Source organism: Rufibacter tibetensis, from assembly GCF_001310085.1.
GTDB lineage: Bacteria > Bacteroidota > Bacteroidia > Cytophagales > Hymenobacteraceae > Nibribacter > Nibribacter tibetensis.
The window spans coordinates 3,488,712-3,504,565 of sequence record NZ_CP012643.1 but is presented as its reverse complement, the minus strand read 5'-3'; the positions used below and the strand labels follow the sequence as shown (position 1 = coordinate 3,504,565).

The window sequence follows — 15,854 nt, the reverse complement described above, 5'->3', positions numbered from 1 at the left end:
GATAAGATTTCGTCTTGCTAGAGTTTTGGGCAGGCGTTCTGCTTAAAAAGCAGTTCTGCTTCATTTCTGTAATCCCCCTAATAGCCCAGCCTCATCATTTACATCAGGCTGTCCCTATTATTTGCCCGACTACCTCCTGTAATAGAGAATTCAGCTTTCAAACTCATTTTGAAGAAATTGGCGCAGGTTTTGTAAACCTACAAACACGCAAATCTTCTGGCTACCTCATTTGTGGCAGTTTTCCCAGAAAGCACCTCAAACGAGATGATGCTAAGCTTACTTAAAAGCCTTAGGGTGGCAGAGGCAAGAGGAGTCTAGTGGGCGTTTTCTGCTCATTTTACAGAACCTACATCAAAATCAACAGATACTAGATATACCCCCTGTCAAAAACCAAAAAATTTAAAAGCGGCACTACATGTATTTGCCAATTATCATGAAGGAAAACAAGCTCCTGTACAGAGAAACCACGAAGTAGGTCTGAATAAATACGGGAATACTACTTATCACTTAACTCCTTCAGTTGCTTACCGTTATTTTAATAGCTCTTTGCTTTCTATTGCAAACCCCTACTGCAAAACTATTTAAAATGAAAAAAGCTCTCAAAGTTACATTACTGCTCCTCTTGTTACTGATAGTGATAGCAGGCGTGATCATTGTTACTACCCCTACCAAAAAACTGGTCTCTTTGCTTGCCCCTAAAATTGACAACATACGGGTAACGGATACGCGCATCAATGAGGAAACCGCCACCATGAATGTTTTGATGGATGTCACTCCCTCACTGGTATCTTCTTTTGTGGACAGCGTCACCTATGACTTCAAACTCTACAACACCAGTGTGGCGCAAGGGCAGAAAAGCTTTGAACGCGATGCGAGCCAGAAAAAGCAGACCATGAAAATTCCCATGACCATGAACCACAACAAAACCCGCGAACTTGTTCGGCGGCAGGTGAAGGAAGGGGAAAAAGTACGGGCGCACATAGAGGCATATGCTGATGTTCCCCTGTTTGGCAGACGGAAGTTTGATATTAACGAGGATTTAGACATGATCATTCCGGCCTTGCCCGGCGCCACTGTTTCCAATATCAAAATCACTGACTTTGGGCTGGATGAAATGGAAATGGTGATGACCATGAACCTGGACAACCCGAATGACTTTGACTTCTACATTCGGGACATGAAGATGACCCTTGACTTCCCCGAGAAAATGAGTTCTGTTGGCGGAACTGGTAAAGATTACCTGGTTAAAGCCCGCAGCGTCACCTCTATCCATATTCCGGCCGTCTCAGATGTGAAGAAACCACTTAAAACCACCTTCAAAACTCTTACCGGCGACCAGGTTTGGAAGTACAACATGAAAACCTATATGGTGCTGGAGCCTAAAAGTGATGTAGTGGGCACTATTCACATGGATGCGGTGAAAACGGGGGAAATCAATGTGGTTCAGGAAATGAAGAAGATTAATAATGATAAGAAGGCGGAGAGAAAAGCAGAAAAAGCAGAAAAGAAACAGCGGAAACCAGAGACGGAATGATTTGATGATAAATCTTATAGTTTACACTTCCATGTGTAATCCTGGTTGGCTTTTGCTGGCGTAGGAACAGGTTAATGCGAGGCCCTTATGCTTGGTTGTTTTATAGCTGCCCTCCGAGTGCTCACGGCCGCGAGGCCTCGTCTTCCCCTCTCGCACTGCCCTTTCGGCCTGAGCAGTAGATCTCTCTTAGTTTCTGTTTATCCATGGCCAAAAGCGAGGCGCTCGATGGAAAGACTGGAACAAGGGAAAGTAGAAATATAAAGCAAAGGCTGTTTCCCTCTTAATCTCCTCTACTCTCCATGGTTCAAGTTTTTAACTTGGACCTACCATGACCTGAAGTTTGTAACTTCAGTGGGGCGAGGGTCATCTTCCAATTGAATCTGTGCCGTGGTGCTAAGGGAGTAATGTAAAATTTGCGATTTCTTTTTCCTGTCCGTTCACAATCAGGGACACGCGGTGTGGTCCGGGGTAGTACTTGCGGGTGGTGATCAATTTGAAACTCTGCCGCCGGGTAATGCTGGTTTCCTCCACTGGGGCGTATACTCGCTCGCTGATCTTGAAAACTTTACGGGATAGAGTTTTATTCGCCTTTTGAAAATACACGCCATATTCCAGCCTGACTTTTTGGGGAAGTTCTGACGTGTTTTTCAGCACAAAAGAGAACTGCAAGTCTTTCCCTAAAGCTACTTCTGGGGTTAATACCTGAAAGTCTTGTAAGCGCAGGTGGGTGTCTCCGTCATAGCCAAAGTGCCGCAGCGCCTCTGGGTGCCCTTGTTTAAGCAAGGTGCGGCAACCATGCTTTACTACCCAATCTGTTTGCAGACTTTGCCCTTTCCATTGTGACAGCAACTGCAGCACCAAGGCCGGATGGTCTTTGGAGATGTCATTCAGGTTATTGGCCACGCTCCTGCGCACAAACTCAAAAGTATCTGCTTTCAGGTTTTCCAGGATAGGCAGAATAGGCGATGGATCACGCTTCAGGAAGGGCAAAGCCATAGCCCAAGGTAATCGGGGACGACATCCTTCACTTGCGAACCTTCTCACTGCATGGTGCTCATGGAGGGACCATACCTGCATTTGAGCCATCACCTTCGCCGGATAACGGAGTAAAAATGGCCTGATGGCAAATTCACAGCTAATGAATTGCGTAGTGGTTTCCATGGCCCGAAGGGACGTCTCCACCTCCTCCAGCCCATACAACTCCACGTAATCTGGCAAGAACATGAACTCTACGTGCTGCACCGGAAACTGCTCTTCCTGCAACCTTCGGATGATGTGCTGTATCACCTGCGCTCCCTCAGGGAAAGCAGGTGGCAGAAAATGATGCAAGACCTGGGCAGTATGCCGCATGCGTTCCTTCAATTCTTTCTTCTCCCACTCCTCAGAAAAGATTCGGCTGAAGAATTCTTCTTTATAGAAAGACGGAAGCACAGTTTGCAGAACGTCTGCCAACTGGTCAAAGAACTGAAAGGAATAGACGTTTTTAAGAGGCGTACTCATGCGGAGGACTAGCGGTTTACTGTCCAATTTCAGAAAAAGTGCCTGGAAAGGCTAACCTTTCTCTTGCCATGCTCCCCCTCCTACCTTCAACACCTGATGCTGGTATCCAATTTCTTAGTTGTCATAGGAAGCCAGCCAAGGCAGGGCATCAAGGAACATAGGCTCAATGCTGCCTCTGTGCGTGCCGTTCGGGATGGAAACAAAAGAAACGTTAGTGGCACCGGCGGCCCTGAAACGGTCGTAGGCAGTAACCGTGGTTTGGTAGAAAACGGCTTCGTCTTGGGTGCCGTGGTAAAGGCGGGTGGGCGCTTTGGGTACCCAATCCAGCAGGCTGTTGTCAATCAATGCTTGTTTCAACACAGGCTCACCGGAGGGGTTTCTTAGGTTGGCGTAGAAGGTAGGGTTAAACAAGTCAGCGGGTAAAATGGTTAGTTCGCTGTTAATTTCTTCCCGGTCTTTGGTGCCGTCCAGCAGTCCTGGAATTTTCCCTGCATACGGTTGTTGGAAGAAATCGGTATAAGGGCGGTTCCAGCCGTAGGTAACGTTGTAGCCGTGCAAGATTAAAGGCAGAAACGAAGGCTCCCCGTAAGTGGGCACGGTGGCAATGGTGTTCATCATCCCAATTAGATCATACCCTCCGGCGCCAGCTGCCACGGCGGTCAGTTCTAACTCATGCTCTGCGTTGCTTTCTATCTCTTTTTGGGCAGCCAGGGTAGCATACCCACCCTCAGAATACCCTACCAGAAACAGGTTGTTGTTGGTTGCAATATCTTCCCGGTCCAGGTAGAATTTCACCGCCTTAATCATGTCCACTACTGCACCTGCGGTGTGCGCTTCATCATAATAAGGGTGCACAATGTTTTTGGTATTTCCATATCCTATGTAATCTGGAATGACGGTGATGTAGCCTACCGTGGCAAAAAGCTCAAAGCCTGAAAAGGTTTTAGGGAAATTGGAAGGGGCATCATCGTCAACAAACATGGTTCCGTGCTGGGCACTGACCAAAGCCGGAGGTGCCGGGGTATCTTTGGGAATACACAACAGTCCAGATGCCTGCACGGTACTTCCTTTATAAGTGGTGTTGTAAATGACGCGGTAGAATTCTACATCATAGTCAATGTACGAGACAAAATTGGCAAACCCTGCGGTTGTGGCATACAGTTGCAAAGCCTGTTTGGGGACAGTGTTTAATGGGGTAGCCGAAACAAAATACTCATTACTATTTGGCTGCGGATCATCATCTGAAAAATCGCAACTGGTAAATACAAAGAGCGCCAGTACTACCCAACGCAAGTTTAGTAAGTTCTTTTTCATAACTATTCCTATTACACATGACTTGATTGGGTTAGACACTCTTGACTGATAGTCAAGATATTAATTAAATAAACCATTTAAAACACAAAGCAACCTTATTAACTGGCAAATTCCAGGACATCATGGGTTAGAAACGCCAGGAATAGTTAAAAGTGTGTAGCTGGGGAATGCAAGGCAGACAAATAAATGCCCTTGCCTCTTGTTTATACACAAAGGGCAAGGGCAGTAAGGCCTTTCCAAATTAATTTAAGGAGAAGACTATAGTACAGTACAGGGCAAATATAAAACCTAGCCTTCGCTCTGATCATTGACTGGTGTGGCATCAGTCCTGGGCTTGGTTTCTCTTCTTTGGGCTGGTACTTTTGATACCTCTTCTGTTTGAGGAACCTCTGCGGATGAAGGAGAAGCCTCGGCAGCTAGAGTTTCACTCTCTTCAGTTGTAGCTTCAGGAGTAGTTTGGAAGGTTTCTTCCTGAGGCTTAGCTTCCGTATCAGAAACAGCTGAAAAAGGCTGCTCAAGAGCAGCAAGTGCCTCTCTTGTTTCTTTGTCTATAGCCTTTTTAGCAGCTTTTGCCTCTTTCTCAATCTTATCCTTAGCCGCTTTTACTTCAAGCTTGGTTTCAATAGAAGAAATAAGGCTCTGAACCAACTCTCTGGTTTTTTCCGGTCCTTGAAGCTTCACCATCTTCTTCAGCGGCTTTTTCAATTGCTTCAGCAGGTTGTCTCCCTCCGCACCTTTAGGTTTCTTTTCTCTTTCTGGCTTTTTTCCCATGGTTTCAGGCGTTATGGCTCTTTTGATGATACATCATTTAAATCATTTTTGTTTTTCCGCACCAAACCCGAATGACTCATTATCATTAAAATATTGATAACAATAAGATAACATATTCAATAGATTGTTAACAATTCGGTTACATGAAGAAGGAAATGAAAAAGTAATTTAACTTTCTAAACGGAGCGTTATGAAAGTGGTGCAATTGAATACCTTGTTAACCGATCTGGAACCCCTCATGCAGGAGGTTCAGGTGATTGCCGGCGGTTACCTCACCGAGGAGCAAACCATCTTTTGCCAAAAACTAGAACAGGTAGGCATGTCCCTCGGGAACCAGCCGCTCGTCTTCTACGTGAATGAAAAAGACCACGTAATTGCCATTCATTATGCCCGCAGACTGGATTTGCAGAAATCAATCTGCGCCATTGACTACTTCCCAGACCATACCCCAGAGGAGGTAAGCAAGGTCTCGGACAAGATCCACGAGGTGCTGAAAAAGTGACCCCTTTTCCTAAAAACAACCCTAAACTATCTTTCTAAATAACTGGTAACACCAACCGGAAACAGGTACCCTGCTGCCCAGTGCTTTCTACAGTTACTTGGCCTTGGAACGCTTCCATGTTGGCTTTCACGTAACTTAAGCCAATGCCTTTCACATTATGCAAGCTGCCTTAGAAAACGCGGTAGATTTTGTCAACCAAAATACTTCTGGAACTTCTGCTAAATTCCAATTCAGCAGTCATTGTAACTAATTAAAATTCTCCATTATGTTTCTCTTCTATCTCATTAAGAGCCGGAAGTAAAAGAGAGATCAGGGATTACTAAATGTTTCTAGCCTTTCCCCATTGATCCCTAATAAGGAATCTGCAACGCTTGCAACAGACGCTCCTCTAGTTCAGGGAGTTCGCAGAAGCCTCGGGAGATAAGGCGCGGTCCTTGAGCGTGATCCAGGTACACGCTAGGCAGGGTGGTGGCTCCCATTTGGGTCACCATCTGAAACTCCTCCTGGGTTTGGTGGTAGATTTCATCAGTTTCAAAAACGGCCAGGAACAGGTTCTCTGGAATCCCGAAAGGCCGTAGCACCTCCACTAATACATGAGGATCAGAGATATCCAGCCCATCGGCAAAGAAGGCAGAATGGAGAGCCCGCAGAACTTCTAAGGATAACCCAGGCCGAAGGTGGCGTACGGTCAGCAGGGCCCTGCAGGCGGGCTCTGTGTCATAGATAGTGTCTCTCTGCAGAAAAAAACTGTAATCAAAAGGCAGGTTTGATTTCCGTTGTGACCGGTGCCAGTTGACGGCCAGCTTGTCTTTGTCTGCGGGAGCTAGGGCATCCTGCGCATATGGATTCAAACCACCTACCAGCACCTGCACTGAAAGCCTGCCATACCAAAGTGCTTTTAATCTCCTGACAACGGGGGTAAATCCATAACACCAGGCACACATGGGGTCAGTTACATACAACAAGAGCGGATTTTCGGGTGGTCTTTGCATTGGCTTTCTTCACTTGGTCCGTTCTGTTTAGCGAAAACCAAGCCATAAAGGTTTGTCCCAGCACTTAAAATCAGTTCAAGCCCGGCTTTTCCTCAGGCTTGAAGTTTAGCGACAGTTTTTAGAAAACAAGGCCTAAACTACTCGTGGTAAACCATTTTCACGGTCATGCCGCCGTCAATAGTAAGGCTTTGGCCGGTTATGAATCCGGCTTTGTCTGAGCACAGAAAAAGGGCTGCCTCAGCAATGTCTTCGGGGGTGCCCACCCGCCCTACAGGATGCTGCTCTTTGTCTTCCTGGCTATGGTGTGGCTCTACTTTCTGGCCTTCCTTCTGCCAGAGACCGGTTTCTATCCAACCGGGGCTAATGGCGTTCACCCGAATCCGCTGAGGTCCCAGGCTTACGGCCAGAGAATGTGTAAGCGCCTCCAGGCCTCCTTTGGCGGCAGTGTACCCAAACGTATCTGGTTCTGACATAAAGGCACGGGTAGAAGTCATGTTCAGGATAGTAGGATTGGTGCCCTTTTCTAGAAGTGGCAAGGCGTACTTACTGCACAGGAAAGGTCCCCGCAGGTTTACCGCCAGTACCTGGTCAAATTCTTCTACTTTGAGTTGGGCTAACGGCTTGCGGGTGGGTGAGGCAATGCCGGCATTGTTGATGAGCACGTCCAGCTTGCCATATTGCTGCCGCACCTTGTTCATGAGTTGCTGCACCTGCTCTTCTTTGCTTACATCACAGGGCATGAAATCCACCAGAAGATTCTGCTTCCGCAACCAGGCCATAGCATCTGCCCCTGCCTCCCAATCCAGGTCAGTAATAACCACCTGGGCTTTTTCCAGCGCGAACGCCTGGGCCAGTCCACGGCCAATACCTTGGGCTCCACCGGTGATAAGTATGATTTTGGAAGTGTAATAGTTCTGCATTTGTCTGGGGGTAACGCCGGTTAGAGGAAGAAAAGCCAAAAAGGTTTTAAAAACATGGTTTTTCTTCTTCCAAATTTACTTATCTGCTTCCAATTACCTCTACCTTTTCTCCTACATCGCGTTAAAAAAATAGGAGCACTCATTTTGAACCGCAACCGAACCCCCAAACTATGAAAACAACCTCTATCTGGCGACAAGATGCCGAAGAAACCCCTTACCCCACGCTTCGGGGAGAATTGATAGCTGATGTCGTTGTGATTGGAGGAGGCATCACGGGCATTACCACCGCGCATTTACTGGCCAAGGCTGGAAAGCGGGTGGTGGTTCTGGAAGCCCTGCACGTAGCCGAAAGCACCACCGGGCATTCCACCGGAAACCTGTACGCGCCCGTGGGCGAATACCTACACCAGCTCAAAGACAAGTATGACCAGGAAACCGTTTCGGCGTTAACGGCCTCCAGAAATGCAGCGGTAAACTTTATAGAGAGCCTGGTTCAGCGGTATTCCATCGCATGCCATTTTAAACGGGTGCCCTTTTACTTTCTGACCGAGCACCAGGAAGAGGATTCGTTTATCAGAAACGAGTTTGAAACAGCTCAGGCAGCCGGGTTGCCCGTGCATTTTGATACTACTTCTTCCCTGCCCTTCCCCATCAGTTCTGCCATGCGGCTTGACCACCAGGCGCAGTTCAACCCCATGGCCTACGTGAAAGAACTGGCAGCCCATACCTCCGGATCCAATTGCCTCATCTTTGAGAACAGCAAGGTGCTGGAAATTGAAGAAGGCAAAATGAACGTGGTGCGCACTGAGTACGGCAGCGTTCGGGCAAAACAGGTAGTGCACGCCACCCATACCCCCAAAGGTATCTGGTTTCTACACACGCTCTTAGGCCCGTACCGCGAGTACGCCTTAGGTGTCTCCTTAAATTCTCTGCCTCTCGAGGGTACGTTTTGGGCTTATCATGCCATGCACCACCACTCCATGCGTCCGTACACCAATGACCGCGGAGAACATTTCCTGCTTGTTTTGGGCGAATCTCACAAGGTAGGACATAAAGAAGACAACGAAGAAAACTTCCAGAAACTGGAAGAGTACGTGCGCCAGCGGTTTGACGTGAAAGCAGTGGAGTACCGCTGGGCTGCCCAGCAATACAAACCCGCCGACAGCTTACCGTATATTGGACGGAAGCACAGCGGCTCAGAGATTTTTGTGGCGACTGGTTTTGAAGCCGACGGATTGACCTACGGTACCTTATCGGCCATGATCCTGAGTGACCTGATCCTTGGAAAGGAAAACCAGTGGGCCGACATGTACTCCCCTACCCGGCACCAACCTTTAAAAGCCGCTCCTAAGTTTATCAAGGAAAACGTAGATGTGATGGTGCAGTACCTTAAAGACCTGCCCTACCGCAGCCAGGTAGAAGAACTTGCCGACATTGATTCCGGGGAAGGCAAAAACATTGAATTGGACGGGAAAAATTACGGGGCGTACCGCGATGAGACTGGGAAACTGCACGTGGTTTCAGCAGTCTGTACGCACATGGCTTGCCTTGTTCACTTTAACAAAGCCGAGAAAAGCTGGGATTGCCCCTGCCACGGAAGTCGCTTTGACGTAGATGGTCGTGTGCTAGAAGGGCCTGCCTATTTAGACCTCTCCAGAATGCAGGACAAACCCTCTTCCTCTAACCGGTATAAGAAGCTTACCTCTGCGGCCTTCATTGGCGCATCTGTGGCAATGGGGATCTACTTTTTCAAAAAATATAACACAAAAGGTAAATCAAAAAAGCGGAATAAATAAAACAACTTACCTTAGACTGAGGTTTACCCAATCTATAGTACCACTATCCTGTCTGCCTTTACTAGACAAAAATACTGGCATGGTTGTGGTACTATTTTATCAAAATAAACGTTAAAGGGTAAGAATACCTCTTACCCTATTTCCGAAAAGGCAGTGCTTTTACCCTTTTTTTCTCAAAAGCAATCTCTTTTCTTTTTCATTTCTGATTCGTGTTTTTGCAGCGCTACAGGCTCTGGGATTACTAAATCCAGAAGTTAATCCAAAGTCATCACAGCGTACATGTCACAAAAATTAAGATTCGTCAACATCAATCAATCTGCCTTCTTTCCAACGGTTCGCCAAAATGTGGAGAGTTATTTTCAAGAGCAGGGAATATCAAAAAACGCCAACACGTTAATGTGGATCAAAACCGCTTTCTACCTGATTGGCTTCTTTTCACTGTACCTTCTTATCCTTTCCGGCTGGTTCGGAACGTGGGTTACGGTAGGAATGACCTTGGTTTTAGGAGCATTTGGGGCCTTTATTGGCTTCAATATCTGCCATGATGCCATTCACGGCTCTTTTTCCAAAAGCAGCCGGGTAAACAAGAGCCTGAGTTATCTATTCCATATCATTGGCGCAAATCCCTATCTCTGGAACATCTCGCACAATGTGGTGCACCACACCTATACCAACATACCCGGCCATGACGAGGACATAGAGGTTGCCCCCGGCTTGATTCGCCTGGACGAAAGTGAGAAGGTAAACAAGATCCAGCGTTTTCAGCACTTATATGCCTTTTGGCTGTATGGTCTGGCGTCCCTTTCCTGGGCCCTGCGCAAAGATTACATCAAATTTTTCAAAAAGCAGATCGGTCAGCACACCAACAACCACCCCAAGCGCGAGTACTTTAACCTGTTCTTCTTCAAATTTGTCCATTACTTCCTTTTTATTGGGGTTCCTTTTATAGTATTGGACTTAACTTGGTGGCAAGCGGCCCTTGGCTTTTTGATTATGCACTTAGCCGAAGGCGTGGTAATGGGTCTGGTCTTTCAATTAGCACACGTGGTAGAAGGCACACATTTCCCGGTACCAAATGAGCAGGGCAACGTGGAAGAGGCCTGGGCTAACCACCAGATGCGCACTACCGCCAACTTTGCTCCAAGAAGTGCTGTGGCTAGTTTCTTTTTGGGTGGCCTGAACAGACAGATTGAACACCACCTTTTCCCGAAGGTGTGTCACGTTCACTACCCCGCTATTTCTAAGATTGTAAAACAGACCGCAGCTGAGTTTGATTTGCCTTATATTGAAATTGATAGCTTTAAAGCGGCCTTATCTTCTCACTACCGCATGCTTAGAAAACTGGGCAAGGAGGCTTACCTTATTCAAGCCAGTTCAGCCCAGCTTACACTGGTAAAGTAAATGCTGGCGTTTGGCATTGATTTTCAAAAACACATTAAAAAGAGAAAGCCGCAGGATGCACCTGCGGCTTTCTCTTTTTAATGATGTCATCAGTTGTTCTCTACTACTAAGAAAATCTGCTGTTTTACAAGCCTCATTGAGTTGTGAACCCTGCCAAGTGGCTACTTCTTCTTAGGCTTCTTCTTTTTCTTAGCGGCACTCTCAAAATCCTCTACCTCTTTCAACAAAGACTTGAGGTCAGGCTTTACCTCCGAAGAGAAGTCGATGGTAGCGGTGTAATCCTGCTTGTCTATTTCCAGCACCTTGACGGGCTTTCCTAAATACTTTTCAATTTCATCCAGGATTGGCTTTTCCTCTGGGCTGCAGAAAGACACAGATTTTCCTTTTTGGGTACCACGGCCAGTTCGGCCTACGCGGTGCACGTAGTTTTCAGGCACATCTGGCAAGTCATAGTTCACCACGTATTCTACGCTGGGAATATCAATACCGCGGGAGCTTACATCTGTAGCAATCAAGACTTTTACATCTCCTTTCTTGAAACGGTTTAGCGCTGCCAATCTGTCTTTCTGCTCCTTGTCACCGTGCAGCGTGTCTGATTTAATACCTACCCGTTCCATAGCGGAATGCACCCTTTCGGCCCGTACTTTGGTCCGCACAAACACCAGGATCTTGCTGCCCTCGTTTTCTTTGATTACCCGCTCCAGGAAAAAGCGTTTATCATCCATGCTCACATAGGCCACAGAATGGTCCACGTTCTTGGAAACCGGGTCCTTGGGCGAGATCTGGATACGAATGGGTTTGGTCACCAGCGAGTACGCCAAATCTTTGATGTACTCATTGATGGTAGCCGAGAAGAACAGCGTTTGCCGCTTGCGGGGCAGGTGGCGTAAAACGTCTCTGATGTCTTTGATAAAACCCAGGTCAAGCATGTGGTCAGCTTCATCCAGGATCAGAATTTCTACCCGCTCCAGCCTTATGTGGCCCTGGCTTACCAGGTCAAACATACGGCCCGGTGTGGCTACCAGCACATCGATGCCATCTTCCAGTTTAGTGATTTGCGGAGCCTGCTCAACGCCGCCAAATACGGTCATGGTTTCAACCCGGGTGTGCTTGCCCAAAGTATGGAACACCTCGGTGATCTGAATAGCCAACTCGCGCGTGGGCACCATTACCAGGCACTTGATACCATCTTGCCGGGCGTACTGCTTGCGCTCATGCAGCATGTGCAGCACCGGAATAGCGAAGGCCGCCGTTTTACCGGTACCCGTCTGCGCGATAGCTAGCACATCTTCCCCCCTTAGTATAGGCGGAATGGCCTTGAACTGGATATCGGTGGGTTTCTTGAAGCCCAGTTTATCCAAGCTTTTCTTGATGGCGGGGTTGATATGGTAATCTTCGAATTTCATGATCGCGGGTGTTTCGGCGGAAGCCGATAATAGAAGCGGTTTCTCCTTGTACGAAGTACAAGCCAAAACCTTTTACAAAGGTGCGATTTCTTTCCGGGTTTTACAGATGTTGCCCTGTGAGTAGAAGTAATAACACATAGATAACAACAGTTTAGGTGTTGGCTCCCTTATGTGTAAGAATCTATTTTCTTTTAGCCCTCTTTTCTGGAAAACAAACCCAAAACCATTTCTCTCATAAGTATCTTCCGGTTTTAATAAAGATAAGGAAGTGGGTTGTAAAAGGGCTTAGAGACAAATCTTCAGCTTTATAAAACTAAATCTTTTTATAAATCATTTGCCCAGCAAAACAGGGTATCAACCAGATTCTGGAATCAGAAAAAGGATTAGTTTTGCTTGGCTAACGCAAACTGGACGCCAGGCAAGAAATCATTTGTTTCTTACCAGCCCAGGTGCTTATTACCCGTTTTCAGAAAGTATAAATGGCAGACACCGCAAAACCCATCCAAGGCGCATCAGAACACAAAACCCAAATCATTCTTGGGGGCGGCGAAATGGGAGATCTTATTAGAAGCTTTGACTGGTCTTCTACCCCATTGAGGTCACTATCTGGTTGGAAACCCAGCCTCCGGATATCTGTGAACCTGATCTTGCAATCTCCCATGCCCATGGTAATGCTGTGGGGTGAAGAGGGAATTGTGCTTTATAATGATGCCTACAGGGCTTTGGCAGGGCAACGCCACCCCTACATGCTGGGCATCAGATACGAGGAAAGCTGGCCCGAAACGGCTTCTTTTGTCCGGCAGGTGATTACCAAAAGCTTACAGGGAAAAGCGCTTTCTTACCGTAAAATCCCATTTACCGTTTACCGCAATAACTGTGCAGAAGAGATCTGGCTGGACCTGGACTGCAGCCCTCTCCTGGATGACAACGGCTCACCAGCAGGCACCTTGATTATCACCAATGAAATCACTGAAAAAATAAAGGTAGACCAGGCCTTTAAGGAGCATGTAGAACGGATGAATGGTGTCTTCAACCAAAAGTCTGTGGGCATTGCAGAAACCGATTTTACAGGAAAATTCATTCTGGTGAATGACCGCTATTGTGAAATGGTAGGGCGCTCTAAAGAGGAGCTTTACCAAATGCGCATGCAAGACATTAGCCACCAGGAGGACTTACCCCACAATGTGGTAATGTTCAAAGAGGCGGTCACCAATGGGGTTCCCTTTGACATTGAGAAGCGCTACATCCGCCCAGACGGTTCTGAGGTTTGGGTGCACAACAATGTTTCCTTGGTTAAAACAGCAGACGGCAGACCTTCTTTCATAGTGGCTGTTTGCCATGAAATTACCCAAAGAAAGCTGGTTGAAAAACACCAGAAGTTGCTCATGGCCATGAGCGAGAACTCCACCAACTTCATCGGCATTGCCAACACTGAAGGGGAAGTGATGTATTTGAACCCCGCCGGCCGGAGAATGGTAGGGTTAGACAGCCTGGAGGAAGCCCAGAGCACCACCGTTCTGGATTACTTTCAGGAAGAAGACAAAGCTTTTGTCAAAGAAGTCATTTTACCCTCTCAGCAAGAAAATGGCTACTGGAAAGGAGAATTCCGTTTCAGAAACTTCAAAACCAAGGAAACCATTGACGTTGCTTATAACCAGTTTTTGGTAAAAGACCCCGAAACGGGAGAAGTTCTAGGGATAGCCACGGTTAGTCCGGACATCACAGAACGGAAACGCGCCGAAGAAGCTCTGAAGGAAAGCGAAGAACGATTCCGGACCATGGCCGAGGCTTCTGGATTGCTCATCGCCCAAACCGATCTGGAAGGCAATGCCATCTACTTCAACAAAGCATGGATGGCTCTTACCGGCCGAACAATGGAGGAATTACTTGACTACGGTTGGGGTGAGTTCCTCCACCCGGATGACCGCGAAAGCTTTATTGAAGCGTACCGAACGGCCTTTGAAAAAAGAGAGGTCCTGAAGCGGGAGTTCAGGCTCCAGAACAAAGAAGGAAACTACCGCTGGCAACTAGCCGTGGTGTCTCCCAGATTTGGTCCTAACCAAACCTTTGCCGGGTACATCAGCTCGTGTATAGATGTCACTGAAAGCAAACAAGCTCAGGAAGCCCTGGCAGAAAGTGAAAACTGGTTTAAAACCTTCGCAAACAACATCCAGAACCTGGCCTGGATGGCAAACCCCGATGGCTGGATAACTTGGTACAACCAGCGGTGGTATGATTTCACCGGTCGCACTTTTGAAGAAATGCAGGGCTGGGGATGGGATAAGATTCAGCACCCCGACTATCAGGAATGGGTGGTAAATTTCGCGAAAGAGGCTTGGGTAAAAAAGGAAACCTGGGAGCTGACGATCCCTTTGAAAGCCGCAAATGGCGAATACCGGTGGTTCCTGACACGTGGCGTTCCTATAAAAGACGATAAAGGTCATGTAGAACGCTGGATTGGCACCAACACTGACATCACAGAGCAGAAAAAAGCTGAAGCTGAGTTAATCAAATTTAAAATCATCAGTGACTACGCTTTTGACGCCTTTATTCTCATGCGGCAAGACGGTACTTTTGCGTACCTGAATGACCTGGCGTTGCAACGGTGGGGCTACACCAAAGAAGAAGCCTTGACCCTGCGGGTTCCTGATGTGGACCCTATTTACCAGGAAGAGGAGTTTAACGCTGCTTTTGCCCAAGCTCAGGAGTTAGGCGCCCTGCCTCCGTTTGAGACCCTTCACAAACGCAAAGATGGCAGCATTTACCCGGTGGAGGTAAGCATGGGAGGCATCATCCTGGATGGGCAGCCCCACATGTTTGCGGTAGCCCGTGACATAACAGAAAGAAAACAGGCCGAAGAAACTCTCAAACGCAGAAACGAGGAACTTCAGCGCACCAACAATGACCTGGACAACTTCATCTACACGGCCTCTCATGACCTGAAAGCGCCTATCACCAACATTGAAGGATTGGTGAACACCTTGGTCATGGACCTTCCTCCTGAGACAGCGGAGCTGCCTGATATTGCCCCTATTATTCCGATGATCAGGGGTTCCATAAGCCGGTTTAAAAACACTATCAATGACCTGACTGAACTGACAAAGCTCCAGCGCAAGATGGAAGAAGACATCAGCCTGGTGCAGTTTCATGAGGTTTTAGACGAAATCTGCCAGGATCTGGAATTCCAGGTACAAAGTTCAGGTGCTAAGATAGAAGCTGATTTCAGTCAATTCCCGGCGTTGCAGTTTTCCAAAAAGAACCTGAGAAGCGTCCTGTACAATCTGGTATCCAATGCTATTAAATATGCTTCTCCCCTTCGGGCACCTTTGATCAGGATTTCCGCCCGGCAAGAGCAGGAGTTTTGCGTTCTAACGGTTCAAGACAACGGCCTGGGTATTGATCCTTCTCAGCACAACAAAATTTTCTCCATGTTCAAACGCTTGCATGACCACGTGGAAGGAACCGGCATTGGGTTGTACATCGTGAAAAAGATTATTGATAACAGCGGAGGAAAGATTGAGGTGGAAAGCGAACCAAGCAAGGGAAGTACGTTCAAGGCTAGCTTCAAACTTTAAACAATTTCCAGGCCGTCTTTCAGGCTTTATGGTGGTATATCGTCATAATCCTGAAAGACGGCCAAACCAATCCTAGGAGGGGAATAGGTTTTTTGCAATAAATATAGTTATTTAATAATATTACCAGAAAATTGCCAGATTCA

Annotated in this window: 11 protein-coding genes; 5 read left to right on the top strand and 6 right to left on the bottom strand. The window is 47.2% G+C overall.

The window, feature by feature from the left end:
- Positions 1 to 586: 586 nt before the first annotated feature.
- The gene (locus tag DC20_RS14285) at positions 587 to 1,534 is read left to right on the top strand and encodes a hypothetical protein (RefSeq protein WP_062544452.1); all 948 of its coding nucleotides are present in this window, start codon (positions 587 to 589) and stop codon (positions 1,532 to 1,534) included.
- A gap of 393 nt (positions 1,535 to 1,927) precedes the next feature.
- Here the strand turns inward: DC20_RS14285 and DC20_RS14280 are convergent, their stop codons facing one another.
- The 3 genes from DC20_RS14280 to DC20_RS14270 all read right to left on the bottom strand — a co-directional run bounded on the left by DC20_RS14280 (position 1,928) and on the right by DC20_RS14270 (position 5,119).
- Positions 1,928 to 3,034 (bottom strand): DNA alkylation repair protein, encoded by a 1,107-nt coding sequence (locus DC20_RS14280; protein WP_062544451.1) that lies wholly within the window; start codon positions 3,032 to 3,034, stop codon positions 1,928 to 1,930.
- 114 nt (positions 3,035 to 3,148) lie between these two features.
- On the bottom strand, positions 3,149 to 4,348 hold the full coding sequence (locus DC20_RS14275; protein ID WP_062544450.1) for an alpha/beta hydrolase family protein: 1,200 nt from the start codon (positions 4,346 to 4,348) through the stop codon (positions 3,149 to 3,151).
- A gap of 288 nt (positions 4,349 to 4,636) precedes the next feature.
- Positions 4,637 to 5,119 (bottom strand): hypothetical protein, encoded by a 483-nt coding sequence (locus DC20_RS14270; protein WP_062544449.1) that lies wholly within the window; start codon positions 5,117 to 5,119, stop codon positions 4,637 to 4,639.
- A 190-nt stretch (positions 5,120 to 5,309) separates the two neighbouring features.
- On the opposite strand from DC20_RS14270, the gene DC20_RS14265 reads away from it, so the two are divergent.
- On the top strand, positions 5,310 to 5,621 hold the full coding sequence (locus DC20_RS14265; RefSeq protein ID WP_062544448.1) for a hypothetical protein: 312 nt from the start codon (positions 5,310 to 5,312) through the stop codon (positions 5,619 to 5,621).
- A gap of 350 nt (positions 5,622 to 5,971) precedes the next feature.
- Here DC20_RS14265 and DC20_RS14260 read toward each other — a convergent pair whose 3' ends face one another.
- Both DC20_RS14260 and DC20_RS14255 read right to left on the bottom strand, forming a co-directional pair.
- Entirely contained in the window at positions 5,972 to 6,613 is a 642-nt protein-coding gene (locus tag DC20_RS14260) for a DsbA family protein (RefSeq protein ID WP_062544447.1), read from the bottom strand.
- Positions 6,614 to 6,750: 137 nt separating this feature from the next.
- Positions 6,751 to 7,533 carry an SDR family NAD(P)-dependent oxidoreductase gene (locus DC20_RS14255; protein ID WP_062545970.1) on the bottom strand — a complete coding sequence of 261 codons (783 nt, stop codon included), beginning with the start codon at positions 7,531 to 7,533 and terminating at the stop codon, positions 6,751 to 6,753.
- Positions 7,534 to 7,703: 170 nt separating this feature from the next.
- Between DC20_RS14255 and DC20_RS14250 the strand changes: the two genes are divergently transcribed.
- The gene (locus DC20_RS14250) at positions 7,704 to 9,329 is read left to right on the top strand and encodes an FAD-dependent oxidoreductase (protein ID WP_071885469.1); all 1,626 of its coding nucleotides are present in this window, start codon (positions 7,704 to 7,706) and stop codon (positions 9,327 to 9,329) included.
- Positions 9,330 to 9,608: 279 nt separating this feature from the next.
- Positions 9,609 to 10,730 carry a fatty acid desaturase family protein gene (locus DC20_RS14245; RefSeq protein WP_062544446.1) on the top strand — a complete coding sequence of 374 codons (1,122 nt, stop codon included), beginning with the start codon at positions 9,609 to 9,611 and terminating at the stop codon, positions 10,728 to 10,730.
- Positions 10,731 to 10,891: 161 nt separating this feature from the next.
- Here the strand turns inward: DC20_RS14245 and DC20_RS14240 are convergent, their stop codons facing one another.
- Complete coding sequence (locus tag DC20_RS14240) at positions 10,892 to 12,136, bottom strand: DEAD/DEAH box helicase (protein WP_062544445.1); 1,245 nt, start codon at positions 12,134 to 12,136, stop codon at positions 10,892 to 10,894.
- A gap of 479 nt (positions 12,137 to 12,615) precedes the next feature.
- On the opposite strand from DC20_RS14240, the gene DC20_RS14235 reads away from it, so the two are divergent.
- The gene (locus DC20_RS14235; protein ID WP_062544444.1) at positions 12,616 to 15,711 is read left to right on the top strand and encodes a PAS domain-containing sensor histidine kinase; all 3,096 of its coding nucleotides are present in this window, start codon (positions 12,616 to 12,618) and stop codon (positions 15,709 to 15,711) included.
- The last annotated feature ends 143 nt before the right edge of the window (positions 15,712 to 15,854 follow it).